The sequence below is a fragment of the Micromonospora sp. LZ34 genome (assembly GCF_052981855.1).
The window spans coordinates 1-14,567 of the sequence record NZ_JBRIQN010000086.1 but is presented as its reverse complement, the minus strand read 5'-3'; the positions used below and the strand labels follow the sequence as shown (position 1 = coordinate 14,567).

Below are 14,567 nucleotides of genomic sequence, written 5' to 3'. Positions count from 1 at the left end.
GATGAGAGGGCCCGCCGCTACCTGGACAACCGCAAGGCGATGGGCAACAGCCGCACGGAGGCGATCCGCGCTCTCAAGCGCCACCTCGCCCGACACGTCTACGGACTGCTGACCACCGCCAGGCGACTGTCCGGCGAGGTTGTCGCCACGCGGCAGGACATGGTGCCAGCGGCGACCTGAACATCCGTGGTGGTCAGCGTTCGCGCTATCCGCGGCGCCTCGGCCCCCACCACGGCAGGATGGGTGGAAGGTCCCGCAGCGGGTTTTTCGGAGGTTTCGGCATCGGCGACTCACCGTCGTCGCCGTCCCACCGTCGACCGTACTGGTCGGGAAGATTTCCCCAGCCCCAGTAGGGCGTCGGCTCCGTCGGCACGAACCCGAGCTGTTCCAGCGGATCGATCCGCTCCTTGTCGATCGTGCACAGGTGCGCCCAGTCGTCACCCATGTCGAAGACGTAGGCGAACTGCTCACCCGGGGTAAGCCGACTCAGCTTGGTCTTGTCGCTGTCGACCGCACCGTCCGGGGGTTCTTCCCACACCTGGAACGAGCAGACCGGCGTCTCATCCGCCAGGGTGAACAGCCGCAGGTGGGCCAGGTCCCATCGGGCGAAAGCGTCGTCGATCGCCGCACCGAGCTGCTCAAACGTGTGCGTCCGCGCTACGGCGAAGATCCGCCCTGGGCGTGGCCAGAAGTCCTCGCCACGGCCGGACACCAACTCGACCCGGATCGACAACCAAGTCCGCGCCACCGCACCGCCTCCGTCACCAGCTGCGCAAACGACGCTACCGGCAGCACTGCCCTCAGTGTCGGCCGGGGTGGCCAGAAGCCGAAGCTTGACATTGGAGCGACAGGACATCTCCAACGCCGGCAAGCGAGCCGGCATCACCGGTATCCACAGCAGCCTGTGGACAAGCGTCGTCGACGCTGTTCGCGCACTTCGACCGCCACTCGTGTTTGTGGAAAACGTCGCCGCCCTCCTCCGCCGAGGCTTCGACGTCGTCGCCACCGACCTGGCCGCGCTCGGGTACGACACGAGCTGGATATGCCTACGCGCATCCGACATCGGCGCCCCGCATCGCCGCGACCGGCTGTTCCTGCTTTATCTGCATCTGGACACTTTCAGATCGTGGTGGTGGAGATCACAGGATGCATCGGAGGGAAGCAGCACCACCTGTAGGCCAAGAACCGAGTCACTGCGCGTAACGCTGATCATGGAACCGGTCGCAGCGGAGGTGTGCTGATCTGGCCGATGAGCGGGAGTTGTCAGCTGCTTTGGTTACATCGTTGCAAGCCCCTGCGTGCCGAGTAAATAAGGCGCTAACGTTTGCCTCCGTGATCGATGACTTCCGCCAGCCGGCTCCTGCGAGACGTGGCCCGCCTCGACCCCTGCGCGGCAAATGACCGAGGCCGGTGAGCAGGAGGTCAATGGGCTCACCGACTACAGTCCGGACGGCCACCAGGCACGCGCCGATCTCGCCGCCAGCGCCCTGCGCGAGCTCGAGCCCCTGCACGGGGCGCTGCCCGCCGCGAACCCGCTGCACGCTCACCTCGCCGAATGGCTGCGCACCCGCATCGCCTTCCACGAAGCCTGCTGAACAGCGGGATCACCAGCCCAGCCGAGCTGAACCACTACCAGCAAGCTAACCAAAATCAACTACTTGTCTCGCTGGACTTGACAGGTTCCGAAGTTCGGATTGGGCTCGGCCCTACGCTCGTGAGTTGAGCGGGCGCACGCCTGATCCCGCGGCGTCCCGCGGCTTGGCCGTGCGTTCCGAGCACGGTCATTCATCAAATGACAGAGAAACGAGCACATACCATGACTGCCTTCACAGGGCGCCTGGCCGATCACGTCACCGTGCTGGCCACCCTCGACCCCGACGCGCCGCTCCTGGACGAGCTCAACACCCTGCACGCCGTCGCCCAGGACGCCCGGGTCCTGGCGATCGGCGAGGGGGCGCACTTCGTGCACGAGTTCATGCTCGGCCGCGCGCGGCTGCTGCGCTACCTAGTCGAACGCTGCGGGTTTACCGTCGTGGCCCTCGAGATGGGAGCCGCCGACGCCGAGGCCATCAATCCGTGGCTCGCCGGCGGCGAGGGCGATCTCGACCATGTGGCTGGCCTGCACACCCGCAACCTGTTCGGTGAGTTGCTGCACTGGCTGCGGCGCTACAACCGCGGCAGGTCGCAACCCATCGAGATCATCGGGATCGACCTGCCCAACGCCCTCACCTGCGGCCGGAGCTCGACCCGGTCGCCGACTACCTGCGGGTCGTCGACGAGGGGATCGCCGACCAGGTGGCGGGCATCCAGCGGGCGGCCGCCGAGATCACCGGCGGTTCGGCCGCCGCCTCCGCCCCGCAGTGGGGACGCCTCGACCCGGCCGCCCAGGATGCCCTGACGGCCGGCCTGTACCGGCTGTCACTGCGGATGCGCGCGCTCGAGCCGCTCTACGTGGCGCGCAGCGACCAGCACCGCTACGACGTCGCCCAGCGGCGCCTGGAGGCGGTCCTGCACACCGACTACATGCTGCGGGCGATGAACAACCTGCTGTACGGGACTGGCCTGCCCGACGACACCTCGGTGCGCGACCTTTATATGGCCACCTGTATGCGGTGGCACCTCGACCGCCTCGCCCCCGACGCTCGGGTGGTGGTGATCGCGCACAACAACCACATCCAGAAGAGTTTGGTCACCTACGAGGGCTACCCCACGGCGTTACCGATGGGCTACCACCTCGCCCGCGGCCTCGGGGGGAACTACCGCGCCGTGGGCCTCACCCACACCGCCGGCCAGGTACCGGACATGGTGTGGCCCGCCGAGGACTCCCCCGTCGGGTTCCGTGTCGAGACCGTCAAGCTGGACGCCCCGCCTGCGGGCAGCCTGGAGAGGGCGCTCGCTGACGCCGGACTCGACGCCGAGATCACCCTGACGGACCTCCGCTCGCCAGACCCGGCGGTGACGTCGCTGGAACGCATGAGGTCGCAGGGCGCCGTCATGGATCTGCCCGTCGCACAGACGTTCGACGCGGTCCTATGCACCCCCACCGCGACGACCGACGGCACCGCCACGTTCTAGATGACCAAGATCATCTAGCGCGCACTTCTGCCGCTGACAACGCGCGGAGCCCTCTGCGCGGGTCGTCACTCTTGGTGTGCAGCTGCCTCCTCGTCGTTTCATGAGTTGGCTGGTGCGGCGGGGCTGAGTTCGTCGAGGAGGCCGCGGATGCGGTCGGCGGTGCAGCGGTGTCGTTCGACCTCGCGGGCCCAGCCACGTTCGGTGGCGTCGGCGATGAGCTGTTCCTCGGTGCGAAGCCGTTCCTGCAGCCGGGGGATGTACTGCGGTGTGGTGACGAACTTGGGGCAGGTCAGATAGATGTCGCACTCGCACGGGCCTTCTTGGGGCAGGCGCAGGCAGCGGCCGAGTTCCAGCTCGGTCTTGTAGAAGTTGGTCTGCAGCCAGTCGAGGGCGGTCTGGTCCAGTTCACCGCGGCGCAGGGTGTCTGCGAGGGGTCCGGCGATGGTGGCGCCGGGTTGTAGGACGGCCTGGTAGTCGGCCAGCACCGTCGGGTCGGAGACCTGGGAGTAGGTCATGGACATGCCGGCGCTGAGGTGGCCGAGGATCTTCATGATGGTCTGGGTCCGGGCGCCTTTCTCGGCGAGCTGGGTACCCAGGGTGTGCCGGAACCGGTGGGGGTGGATGGCGGGCTTGCCGTCGGCGGTGAGGATGCCCATCTCGTCGCAGATCCGCCCGAGCGGGATGGCGAACTTGCTCCGTGAGTCGTGGTCATTCCCGGCCAGCTTTGGTGACTGTCGGGCAGTGGCGGGCACGAGCCCTGCCGAGAGAGGACCAGATGCTCCATGTGTGCTCCGTGGGTTGGAGCAGCGGGCGGCGGACACTGGTGGGCACGGGAGGGCACTCCTGGGCACTCGCGGCTATCCGCTGGCAGGTAGGCTGGGCCCTCGCGCCCTCGTAGCTCAAGGGATAGAGCATCGGTTTCCTAAGACGGTGCTCGATCCGCCTCCGCAGCATTCTGCCTGCGGCTTTCTCATTTTCCTCTGTTGGATGCCGGTCGCAATGGTGCGTTGCTTGTGCTCGCTTGCTAGAGATCAGCAGGCCAGGTAGCTCGGTGATCGATGAGCCCTCACCTGAGGGGAGCGACCTGCGAAGAGAGCGAGGTCAGTCTGCTGGCGGGGCGGAAACCTGCCACAAGGCACTGACTGGCATGGCGCGGAGTCTGTCGCCGAACGCCAGCGTGGATGTTCCGGTGTAGAAGACGATGCCGGCGATGAAGTCGTCGCCGAGGCGATCGGCGAGTCGGCGTAGCCCGCGGAAGTCGTCGGGTCCGACGGTTGTGGCTGCTTTGACTTCGATCCCGACGACATGCCCGGATCTGTTCTCGAGCACCGCGTCGACTTCGTACCTGCTCTGGTCGCGGTAGTGGGACAGATCGGCGAACTGCGACCAGGTGAGCTGGCGGGACAGCTCGGACAGGACAAATGACTCGAGCAGCGGGCCGAACGGTGCGCCCGGCCGGAGCAGCGCCCGGGCGTCGATCGCAATCTCGTTGGCGGCGATGCCCGAGTCGACAAAGATCAATTTTGGAGCGGCGGTGGCGCGGGTGCCCAGGTTGCGGGACCAACCGGGGATCCGCTTGACCAGGAAGATCTCTTCCAGGGCCTGGAGGTAGCGTGCGATCGTTGGCCGGCTCAGTCCGAGTGCGGATTCGAGGGAGTTGGCGGCGATGATGGTCGCGGATCTCGCCGCGAGTAGGCGTACCAGCTTGCGTAGCTCGCCCTTGTGCTGGATGTCGGACAGATGCCGGACATCGCGATCGATGAGCGCCTGGACGTACGCGTCGAGGAACCGTTGGCGGCGCCGCGAGTCGGCGCGGGTCGTGGCCTCGGGCAGGCCGCCTCGCACGATTCTGGCCGCGTAGTCGGTGCGGGTCACGTCCGACTCGTGTCGAAGTTCGGGGCCGAGCGCGAAGATGGCGTCGACGAATCCGTCCGGCTCGCCGTCGAGTTCGCCTTGGGAGAACGGCCAGAGCTCGACGGTTTCCATCCGGCCGGGCAACGCGTCCGGGGCAGCCACCATGCCGAACAGCCGCGATGATCCGGTGAGCAGATAACGGCCGGGACGAGGGTCCTCGTCGACGGCCGCCTTGATGGCCAGCAGCAGTTCCGGAGCGCGCTGGATCTCGTCAACGACCAGGAGTTCGGAGGAGTCCACGAAGCCGACCGGGTCGGCGATCGCTGCGGCCCGGTCCTGCGCCCGGTCGAGATCGCGGCGCTCGGCGAGCCGGTCGCCGGCGACGATGCGAACCAGGGTGCTCTTGCCTACTTGGCGTGCTCCGCTGATCAGAACGACGCGGGTGTCGGCCAGGGCGGCGTTGACCTGCGCGGCGGCGCGGCGTGGAATCAGGTGCGGTGTGGGCACATGTCATCCTAGCCGGTGGAGGTTTCGATTTGCGAGGGGACTCGCTTTCGATTTGCGGCGAATCCGTATGCGGTATGCGGGGTATCGGTGTTCGATTTGCGGCCATCGACGATGAAAATCGAAATCGTCTCCCACGCGACTTGGCGCCGACGCCGTAACGTCGTCGCCATCGCCGGACCGTCATCTGGCTCCGGCCGTGCGCAGGTCGGCGATGAGCCGGTCGAGCAGGCGTTCCTCCATCACCGCTCGGCCGGTGCGCCGCATCGACTCGCCCAGCGACTCGTCCCACGGGGTCCCGGCGGGCGTACCGAGCAGGGCCGTGCCGGTGCCCGCCGCAGGCAGGTAGTCGGCGGTTGTCATCCGCCACGGAATCGCGCGCGGGTACCGCTGGAGAGCCGCCGCCGTCAGTCGTACGCCGGTCCAGTCGAAGTCGTTGCGCCACCGGATCACTGCTCGAGGAGCGGCGCGCAGCAGTGTGTGGACGGCGACCGACGGCACCCCTTCGGTGCAGATCAGCGGCGGGGCCTGGGCCCCGAGCGCGGCGGTGGCCGCACGTAGCACGGCGGGGTTCTCGCAGACGTAGACCTCGTCGCAGGTCACGGTCAGCGGTGCCAGGCGCAGTTGATGCAGGGTGACCCGCATCGGCACGCCCGCCTGGGTGGCCTCGGTCAGCCATCGCCCGACCAGGCCGCCGGTGGCCGGCACGTTGAGCACCAGCACCTGGCTGGCAAGGTCATCCAGGACCAGCCCGACCGATTCCCACAACGCCCGCTCCCGCTCGCCGTCGACCGGTAGCGCCGTCTGCTGCCACGCGGCGACGGCACGGAGAACGAGCCCACGCAGTGGCCCCTCGGTGAGGGCCTTCGTGTCGTCCAGCACCCGGTCGGCGAAGACCGGCATCGGTTCGTCGGCCGCGGGCAGCGCGTCCAGTACGCGGACCACGTCCTCGAACGGCAGTCCGGTTCGGACGACGCGGGTCAGGGTGCCGTCGCGGCGCAGGCCGCCGAGCCATTCGGCGTACCAGGCGGTGCTGGCGTGCCGGCTGTCGTGGGCCACGGCGAGGACGGCGTCGCGGGCCACCGCCTCGCGTTTCAGGTCGGCCGGCCGGTTGCGCAGCGGGGCCGTCGCGGTGAGCACGTCGGTCAGGTCGACTCCGTGTGCCGCCCGCAGGTGCTCGTCCACCTCGGTGAGTCGGACGCTGAGGCGGACCGCTGCGGCGGAGCGGTGGGTACCGGTGATGCCGATGATCACGAGACGTTCGTCGTCGGTGGGGGCGGCCAGCGTCACGGTGGCGTCGAGCCGGCCGCCGGTGCGTTCCAGGCTGCGTCGTGCCGCCGTCAGCAACCGCCGCCAGCCAGGCTGCTCGACCAGTTCCGCCGGGCTGCCGTGCCCGCCCGGCCGGTCCCGACCCGGCTGCGCGGACAACGTCTCTCGACCGGACCGGTCCGACGGCCGGTCGTCGCGCCCGCCGGTCATTCGTCCGTGAGGTCGAGCAGGACGCCGGCCCGCTCGGGTTCTCCGCGACCGTCCGGGGCGCGGCGGGTCTCCGGGGAGCCGAGCGCGCGAGCCAGCGTTCCGTCGAAGTCGGCGACGTTGGTCGAGCCGTCCCAGACCAGCAGCACGGTGGATACGGCGTGTTCCACGGCGGAGTGGGACAGGTCGTAGTGGGCGGCGCCGCTGACCGCCGGGTGGGTGGCCCAGAGATCGTAGCCGGTCATGAACAGGTCCAGGTCGAACTGTTTGGCCAGGGCCATCAGTTCACCTCGGCCGGTGTCGTCCACGCCGGCGAACGCCTCGTCGAGGCCGAGCAGCCGGGGTGCGTCCGGCCGTGCCGAGCCGAACAGCGCGTTGGCGGCGGCGAAGAGCGGCAGGTGCAGGGAGACTGACTGCTCGCCGCCGGAGAGCTGGCTGTGCCGTGCTCGGGTCAGTGCCTCCGTGCCGCCACCGGGTCGGTGCAGGGCGAACGCGAAAGTTCGCCACTGCCGGTAATCGAGTACGTCGCCGAGCAGTTCCCGGTACGGCCGCTCGGGCGCTGCCGCCCGCGCCGTCTTGATCCGAGCAGCGAAGTGCCGGCGCATGGCGGTGAGCTGGGCAGGCCCGAGCCGGGCCGGATCGCGTTCGAGCAGCTTGCAGACGTCGCGTTGTTCGGCGTCGAGGTCATCGGCGAGCCGCCAGCCGACGCCGACGGTGAGCCCCGAGGACATCCGGCGGGCCCGCATCTGGCTGTCCATCGCCGCCACCAGGTCGCGGGCCTCGATGGTCCGATGATGGATCTGCCGGGCAAGTTGCCCGAGCAGGGCGTCCTCCAGCACCCGCTGCTCGGAGTCGGTCAGCAGTTGCTCCTGGTCGCGGCGCTCGCGGGCGATCCGGTCCGCGAAGTGGGCGACCGGTGTCAGGCCCTGTTCGTCGGCGACCCGGACCACGATCACCCCGTCGTCGGTGTCCCACTCGGGTCGGTGGTCAAGGCCGGCGGCCGGCAGTTGTGCCTGCAGCTCGGTCAGCGCGGTGGTCAGCCGGGTGGCGCTCTGCTTGAGCGACGTCTCGGTGGGGCTCAACTCCCGGGTGGCGGCGAGGATCGCCTCGTGCAGGGCTGCCACCTGCGGATGCAGTTCCGAGCCGGATTGGTCGCCGGGCGCCTCGACCGGCCAGCGCAGGTCGGTGGGGCAGCGCAGCAGGCCCAGCAGGTCCGGCTGGGCGTACGGGCGCAGTCGCTGGGCATCGTGCTGCGCCTCGGCGACGGCGGCGGTCACGGCCTGCTCGCCCAGCTCCACCCGGGTCAGCGCGGCGACCCGCCGCTCCCGGGCGGCACCGAGCTGGGTGCGGGCCTGCTCGACGGCCTCCTCCGCCTCGGTGATCCCGTCGGCGGTCCGGGCCACGTCGGCCAGCACCCGCTCCGCGTCGGCGCCCACGCTGTCGCGCAGCGTCCGGTACGCCTCCGCCTTGTCCCGGTGCCGGTAACGGGCTGTGCGCGCGGTGTCCTGCGCGGCGGTGAACCGGTCGACCGCCTCGTCGTACCGCTGCCGCGCCTGGTCCTCGTGCTCGGCGGCGCGCGCGGCGGCCGGCCGCGAGCTCTCCAGGCGTACACCCCGTTTCTCGAAGCGGTCCACCGCCTCGGCAATGTCATCGACGCGGTCCACCGGCAGCGACCGCTCCGCCGCCGTCCGGCGCAGGGCGGCCGCCGCGGCGGCCCGCTCGGCCAGGGTCTGGTCGAGCCGGGCGGCGGCGGCCGCGCTGGCCTCCTGACGGGCGCGCAGCGTCGCCGCCGCCCGGTCCAGCTCACGCAGCGCCGCGTGGATCGGCGCGGGTGGCGGCAGCTGCGCGGCGGCGGCGTCCACCGCCGCCAGCAGCGCCTCGACGGACACGCGGTCGCGGTCCACCGCGGCGAGGTCGGCGTCGATGACCGCCAGCAGCTGGTCACATTCGGCGACCCGCGCGGCGCGGCGGGCCGCCCGGGCGGTCGCGCCGATGTACTCGCAGGAGGCCTTGGCGAATCGGCCGACGCCGACGCCCTGGGCGTACCGGCCGTCGATTCCGACCGTCACCGGCGTGCTGCCCACCTCGTCGGATGCCTGCGGGGTGGTCAGGTCGGCCAGCGCCACCGAGGCGAGCACCTCGTTGATCCGCCCGGTGGGCACGTCGTCCTGCTCCTCTGCGACCAGCACGTCGGCGAGGGTGATCCCGGTCGGCCGTCGGTGCGGCGGGAGCGGCAGCAGGTAGCCGTCCAGGTCGTCGCCGGCCAGCGCGGTCGCCGCGGTGCCGGAGTCCGGGTGCAGCCAGGCGTCCAGCAGCCCGGCGGCGTGCAGGGCCGCCTCGACGGCCGCCGCGTCCGCGCCGCTTACCCCGTCGGCGAAGCGGACCAGTCGCCACAGCGGCGCGCCGGGTCGGCCGGTGCGCGTCGCCGGCCGGGTCACCGGGACGGGCGGCGCGTCGTCGTGCTCGGCTGCGATCCGATCCCGTTCGGCGGCCACCTCGGCCCGCCGGTCGGCCAACGCCGCGCGGTGCGCCGCCAGCGCCGCGAGCCGGTCCCGCCGCCGGGTCACCGCGGCGGCGGTGGCCTCCGCGTACACCTCCCGCAGGGTCTGCGCGCCCGGCTCGCCGGTCGCGTCCACGGCGGCGGCCAGCGCATTGGCCAGCTCCGGACACGCGACGTCGGCCAGCAGCCCGGCGTTGCCCTGCGCCCACTGCCCGATCTGGGCACGCAGCCGCGCGCGAGCCTGCGTGACGGCGTCCTCGGCGCGTCGCTCGGCCTGCTCGGCGTCGGCGGCGGCGGCCGTGGCGCCGGCCGCGTCGGCGGCGGACCGGGAGTGGTCACGTTCGGCCTGGTCATGCCGCGCCACCTGCGCCCGGATGGCGCGCACGTCGTCGCGGCGCGCGGCGGCCCGTGCGGTGATCCGGGCCGCCAGGTCGTCCGGGGCGACGTCGTCGGCGCTCCAGGTGATCCCGGCCGTCTCGGCATCGAGCAGAAGTTCGGCGGCGAGCCGGTCGGCCGCCGCCCGCGCGTCCCGGGTCGCCACCATCGCCCGTTCCCATTCGGTACACCGCCGGGCCACCGCCGTCTCCTCGGCGCCGGCGGCGTCGTCGGCGCGCTCGACCGCCTCGGCCAGGTCGTGCACGTGCCGTTCCAGGTCGGCGAGCTGCTCGTGGGACTGGTATGCCGCCGAGGCCTTCAGGCTGTCCAGGTGGGCGCGGAGCCGTCCGGGCTCACCCTCGACGGCCCGCAGCCGGGTGCCGGCCTCCGATTCCGCCTCGGCCGCCGCGTTGGCCGCACGACGCGCGTCGGTCAGTGCGGCCGACTGGGTGGCGACCGCGTCGCGGCGGGCGGTCAGGGTGTCGGCGGCCGCCCGGGCATGGGTGCGCAGGTAGGTCGAGTAGACCGTCAGGAACGCGGCCGTCGCCGCGTCCGCCGCCACCAGCCCTTCGAGGGTACGCGCGACCGCCTCCATGTCGTCGAACGAGCGGGCGGCCTCCACCAGCAGGTGGTCCTCGACCGGACGCAGCCCGCGCTGCAGGGTGCGGGACAGCTCGACCGGGTTGAGGTCCTTGGCCAGCTGCGGCTTCCGCAGGGTCAACACCAGATCCAGCAGCTGCTCGTAGCGGGCCGGACCGAGGCCGAACAGCCGGGCGTCGACGAGGTGCCGGTAGTCCTCCGCCGAGTCCCGCACCGCGTCGGCACCCAACCGGTCGATCAGGTCGCGGCGGTTCAGCGGCCGGTCGTCGGCGTCCAGCAGGGAGAAGTCCACCCCCACCCGGCCGTCGACCACGAAGTGCCAGCGGGTCACCCGATCGACGTGCCGGTGCGCCCGCAACCCGATGCCGACGGTCACGTACTGCTCGCCGTCGCCGAACTCCATCCACACGTACGCGTGGGTGACCTCCTGCCCCCGGTAGAGCAGGTTCGACTTCATCGTCCGGTCCTCGCTGGCGAACGGGTTCAGCCGGCGAGGCTCGATCCGCCCGTCGAGAACGAACGGGAACAGCACCTCCAGCGCCTTGGTCTTGCCGGAGCCGTTTGGCCCGCGCAGCACCAGCCACCCGTCGACGAACAGGAACTCCTCGTCCCGGTAGTCCCACAGGTTGATGATCCCGGCCCGGGTCGGGGCGAACCGGCGGACGGCACGTTGCTCGATCACGATCAACTTCCCGAGGTCAGGTCAGAAGAGGGTTTCGGTGGCGGCGCGGGGTTTGACCGCGGCGACGGTGTGGCGGTAGCGGCCGACCAGCGGCCGGACGAGGACCCCGCCCGGCACGGCGGTGACCGCGTTGAACCGTTCCAGCAGCGCCACCGCCTCGGCGCGCAGCCGGTCCGGATCGGCGTGCCACTGGGCCCCGAACGCGGTCCCGTACCGCTCAAGGATCTCGCCGACGGCGGTACGCAGGAAACTGTCGGTGATGAACGGCAACCGGCCGGCGCCGTCGGTCTCGTCGGCGCCGCCCCCGTCCTCGGAGGTCCATGGCTCGGCCGGGCCGGTGTCGTCGAGGCGCACCAGGGTGGCCGTGGGCAGGCCGGCGTCGATCTGACCCACCAGCGCCTGCTGCCGGCCGTACCCGTCAGGCGGGACAAGCCGCTTGACCCGACGGCCGTCCGGATCCACCACGCGGTCAGCCATCTCCACCGCCAGCAGCACCGCGGCCTGCGCCACCGAGCCGGTCCCCGGGAACCGCTCCCCGGTGAACCCGGCGGTGTCCACCAGCAGCACCCCCTCGGCCCGCCGTTCCACCCGCAAACCGGTCAACCGGGTTACGTCGGCGGCGAGCGCAGACCCGCGCAGATGGTTGGCGACCACCGGATCGACGTCGGCGTGGTAGACGACCGGCGACTCCACCACCGCCCGCCGGGCCGCCTGAGCTGCCTGCCGGCGCTCGGCGTTGCCGCTGCTGGTCATCGCCCGGCCGAGCAGCGCCGACACCGACTCGACGTGCTGCACCACCCGGGTCGGCCGGAACAACGCGAACACCACGTCCCGCGCGACGTCGTACAACGCCTCACCGGCCCCGGGATCACTGGCCCAGGCGGCACTGGAGCCGTCGGCCAGCCGGAGCACGCCACGCTCCTCCAACCACCCGACCGCGTCCACGAACGCCCGCCGATCCGGGCCGTGGTCCGGGTCCAGCCCCAGGCCGGTGATCCGGTTCGCGTCGCCGGCCACCGATTCGGCCAACTCGCTGAGGCTGATCTGGATCCCGGCCCGACCCAGCACCGCCAGGCACAACGCCAGATACGCGTAGCGCTGCCGGTCGAACGGCCGCCCGGTACGGGACACGGCCGGCTGGGTGCCGTCGAGCTGGTCCTTCGCCCGCACCAGCCGGGCCGTCGCACCGTGCAGCTCCAGCCGGTACCCGAACGCCTCCGCGAGATCCCGTCGCAGGGTGGCCGCGAACCGCCGCACTCGGGGCAGCGCCCGCTCGTCGGGCCAGGTCGCCGTGATCAAAGGGTGGCGCAGAACCATCCGGACGGCCCGCTGGTAGTCCGCCAACTCCAACTCCGGAACATCGACGGCGAATCGGTGGACCGCAGGCCGGAGCGCGCTCGATTCCGCGGTCACGCCGGCACCAACTCGGCCCGGCGGACCGCGGTGTGCTGCGCGGCAGTGACCGTCAGCGCGTAACCATCCAGATGCAGCCGGCCCTCGGCGGTGCGCACCGTGGTGAACCGTCCCGGCGTCGGGGTCAGGGTCAGCCGGACGCCGTGCGCGGCGGCCGCGAGCGGCACCGCCGTCGCACCACCGACCCGGGCGGCGAACGCGATGTCGAGCAGGCGCAGCAGGACCTGGGTCTGCGACCCGTCCAACCGGCCGTCGGCGACCCCCTCGGCAGCCAGCGCCGTCGCCGCGTCGGCCAACCGGCGCTCCCGGGCGAGCTGGTCGCCGCGCAGCCGGTGCCGGCGGTCGTCGACCCGGTCCAGCCGAGCCGGCCGTCCCCGACCCTGCCCGGGTGCCCGACCGGTGGCCACCAGAGTGCGGGACAGCTCCACCGCCGGCGCCTCCCACCACGACAGCCGGCTCGCGATCGCCTCCGGATCCGGGTGCGCCACCCCGACGTGGCGAGGAGCGCCGAGACCGAACACGACGTCGAACAGGGCGTGCGCGGCCTCCTGGGTGCCGGCGTGGGTGAACCACGCGGCCAGGTGCCGCAGCTGCGACTCCCGGCTCACCCCGCCACGGCGCGCCTCGGTGACTCGGCGCAACAGGGCGAGGACGTCACCGATCGCGGCGATGGTGGCGTCCGACAACCTGTCCGCCTCGCTGAGCTGCTCCGGACCCGGCGGCGCCAACCAGGACCGCAGCCCCGCCCACCGCCGCCGCCAGTCATCCAGCCGCTGCACCGGGGTGTGGAACAGCCGCTCGTCTGCCTCGGCGGCCGCCTCGATCAGCCGGTCCAGCCCGGTCGCCTCCACCTCGTGCACCGCCGCGCGCAGCCGGGGGGTGTAGCGCTGCAATTCGTCGTGGAAGTCCCGCAGGTGAGCCAGCAGCGCGTCCTTGTGGGCGAGGAACGCCTCCGGCCGTACGTCGTTGGTCCGTCCCAGATCGCCCAGCATGTGGTAGAAGCGGGCGGCCCGCTCGGCGATGTCCGCCAACGCCCGGTCCAGCCGGTTGAACTTGCGGTAGACCTCCTCCGCGTCCCCGGCCTCGTTGGCCGATGCGAGCGCGTTGAGGTCCGCCAGAAGATCGGCGAAGACCAGCCGGGACAGCGTCGAGTCGTCCATGCTCGCCGACAACACCGCCTCCACCGCCCGGTGCGCCCGGTACCCGGCCTCGGTGAACTGATACACCGAGTGCCGGTTGCGGTACTCCGCCAACGTCGCAGCCCGGGAACCGTCCTGCCCCCGGTCGAGCACCCCCCAGTCCACCAGGGCGTCGAGGAGCCGCGGCAGGTCCAACCGCGCCGGATCCGGGCAGTCCCCGTTCGCCTCGTGCAGCGCCGCCAGCGCCGCGGCCACGTCAGAGGTGTGCAGCACGACGTGGTAGCTGGACCGCGCCGAGTCGAAGGCCCGCAGCAACCACAGGTAGGCGAAGCGGTTCTCCGCCGTGACGTATCCGAACAGTCGCATCCGGTCGTCCAGCCCGAAGTCGTCCAGGCCAAACGTGGGCCTGGATGGCTGCGCGGTCATCGTTTTCCTCCCACGGGACGCGAACAGCCACCCACCCTACCCAGCCGGACCTGGAGCGCGGCCAGGGCGCCCGGGATGGCAGTGGTCGCCGAGGTGACCGCGAGACAGCGCCAGGGGGCTACCCCGTTACCGCACTGCAGCCGGCCGACTCCGAGGGCGGCCCCCGGCCCGGAGCCGCTGATCGACGGCTCTCACTGGCGGGGGCCGGGGCCAGCGCCGACAGCGGGCACATCGAGAGCGCCTGCGAGCAGCAACCCCGACGCTGTGAGGGGAGCCGCAACAGGCCTGCGACGGCGTGTCAGCGATCGACTACGAATGGCTCGTGGCCCAAGACTCAAGGAGCCGCAGCCGCATGTCAGATTCCCCCGCGATCCGGGGATCGGCACTCTAGGTGCTGGAGATCCGCGAGTGAACCGTCAGCCAACCCCACCATCCTCGATGGTGTCCAAGTCAGCCGAGACCGAGCCGGTGCAACGCGAGGGCCACGAACCCGCGCACCGACCGGTCCCAGCCGGGTACGTCG

Annotated in this window: 12 protein-coding genes; 5 read left to right on the top strand and 7 right to left on the bottom strand. The window is 71.4% G+C overall.

Annotation, left to right across the window (positions count from 1 at the left end):
* A partial coding sequence (locus ACVCAH_RS36055; protein ID WP_447140695.1) for a hypothetical protein occupies window positions 1–180 on the top strand: 180 nt, incomplete at its 5' end.
* A gap of 25 nt (window positions 181–205) precedes the next feature.
* On the opposite strand, the gene ACVCAH_RS36050 is transcribed toward ACVCAH_RS36055, so the two are convergent.
* Window positions 206–748 (bottom strand): IS1096 element passenger TnpR family protein, encoded by a 543-nt coding sequence (locus ACVCAH_RS36050; RefSeq protein ID WP_447140694.1) that lies wholly within the window; start codon window positions 746–748, stop codon window positions 206–208.
* Between the two features lie 85 nt (window positions 749–833).
* Here ACVCAH_RS36050 and ACVCAH_RS36045 point away from each other — a divergent pair, with 85 nt between their 5' ends.
* From ACVCAH_RS36045 to ACVCAH_RS36030, 4 genes are all read left to right on the top strand, one after another.
* Window positions 834–1,241, top strand: a complete 408-nt coding sequence (locus tag ACVCAH_RS36045; RefSeq protein WP_447140693.1) for a DNA cytosine methyltransferase — start codon at window positions 834–836, stop codon at window positions 1,239–1,241.
* Between the two features lie 156 nt (window positions 1,242–1,397).
* Window positions 1,398–1,595, top strand: a complete 198-nt coding sequence (locus ACVCAH_RS36040; RefSeq protein ID WP_447140692.1) for a hypothetical protein — start codon at window positions 1,398–1,400, stop codon at window positions 1,593–1,595.
* 221 nt (window positions 1,596–1,816) lie between these two features.
* Complete coding sequence (locus ACVCAH_RS36035; RefSeq protein ID WP_447140691.1) at window positions 1,817–2,398, top strand: erythromycin esterase family protein; 582 nt, start codon at window positions 1,817–1,819, stop codon at window positions 2,396–2,398.
* The gene (locus ACVCAH_RS36030) at window positions 2,284–3,075 is read left to right on the top strand and encodes an erythromycin esterase family protein (RefSeq protein WP_447140696.1); all 792 of its coding nucleotides are present in this window, start codon (window positions 2,284–2,286) and stop codon (window positions 3,073–3,075) included. The genes ACVCAH_RS36035 and ACVCAH_RS36030 overlap by 115 nt, the downstream gene beginning before the upstream one ends.
* A 98-nt stretch (window positions 3,076–3,173) precedes the next feature.
* On the opposite strand, the gene ACVCAH_RS36025 is transcribed toward ACVCAH_RS36030, so the two are convergent.
* The 6 genes from ACVCAH_RS36025 to ACVCAH_RS36000 form a co-directional block, all read right to left on the bottom strand.
* The gene (locus ACVCAH_RS36025) at window positions 3,174–3,827 is read right to left on the bottom strand and encodes a site-specific integrase (RefSeq protein ID WP_447140690.1); all 654 of its coding nucleotides are present in this window, start codon (window positions 3,825–3,827) and stop codon (window positions 3,174–3,176) included.
* A gap of 349 nt (window positions 3,828–4,176) precedes the next feature.
* On the bottom strand, window positions 4,177–5,436 hold the full coding sequence (locus ACVCAH_RS36020) for an ATP-binding protein (protein ID WP_447140689.1): 1,260 nt from the start codon (window positions 5,434–5,436) through the stop codon (window positions 4,177–4,179).
* A 180-nt stretch (window positions 5,437–5,616) separates the two neighbouring features.
* Window positions 5,617–6,861: a TIGR02679 family protein gene (locus ACVCAH_RS36015; protein WP_447140688.1), complete on the bottom strand. Its 1,245-nt coding sequence runs from the start codon at window positions 6,859–6,861 to the stop codon at window positions 5,617–5,619.
* Between the two features lie 47 nt (window positions 6,862–6,908).
* Entirely contained in the window at window positions 6,909–11,066 is a 4,158-nt protein-coding gene (locus ACVCAH_RS36010) for a TIGR02680 family protein (RefSeq protein ID WP_447140687.1), read from the bottom strand.
* 21 nt (window positions 11,067–11,087) lie between these two features.
* A complete protein-coding gene (locus ACVCAH_RS36005; protein WP_447140686.1) occupies window positions 11,088–12,479 on the bottom strand; it encodes a TIGR02678 family protein in 1,392 nt (463 codons plus the stop codon).
* Window positions 12,476–14,044, bottom strand: a complete 1,569-nt coding sequence (locus ACVCAH_RS36000; RefSeq protein WP_447140685.1) for a TIGR02677 family protein — start codon at window positions 14,042–14,044, stop codon at window positions 12,476–12,478. Before ACVCAH_RS36000 ends, ACVCAH_RS36005 begins: the two co-directional genes overlap by 4 nt.
* Between the last annotated feature and the right edge of the window lie 523 nt (window positions 14,045–14,567).

Excerpts from the sequence above, each read along its gene's own strand:
- ACVCAH_RS36035 (WP_447140691.1), top strand. The coding sequence starts at position 1,817 with ATGACTGCCTTCACAGGGCGCCTGGCCGATCACGTCACCGTGCTGGCC.
- ACVCAH_RS36000 (WP_447140685.1), bottom strand. The coding sequence starts at position 14,044 with ATGACCGCGCAGCCATCCAGGCCCACGTTTGGCCTGGACGACTTCGGG.
- ACVCAH_RS36040 (WP_447140692.1), top strand. The coding sequence starts at position 1,398 with ATGACCGAGGCCGGTGAGCAGGAGGTCAATGGGCTCACCGACTACAGT.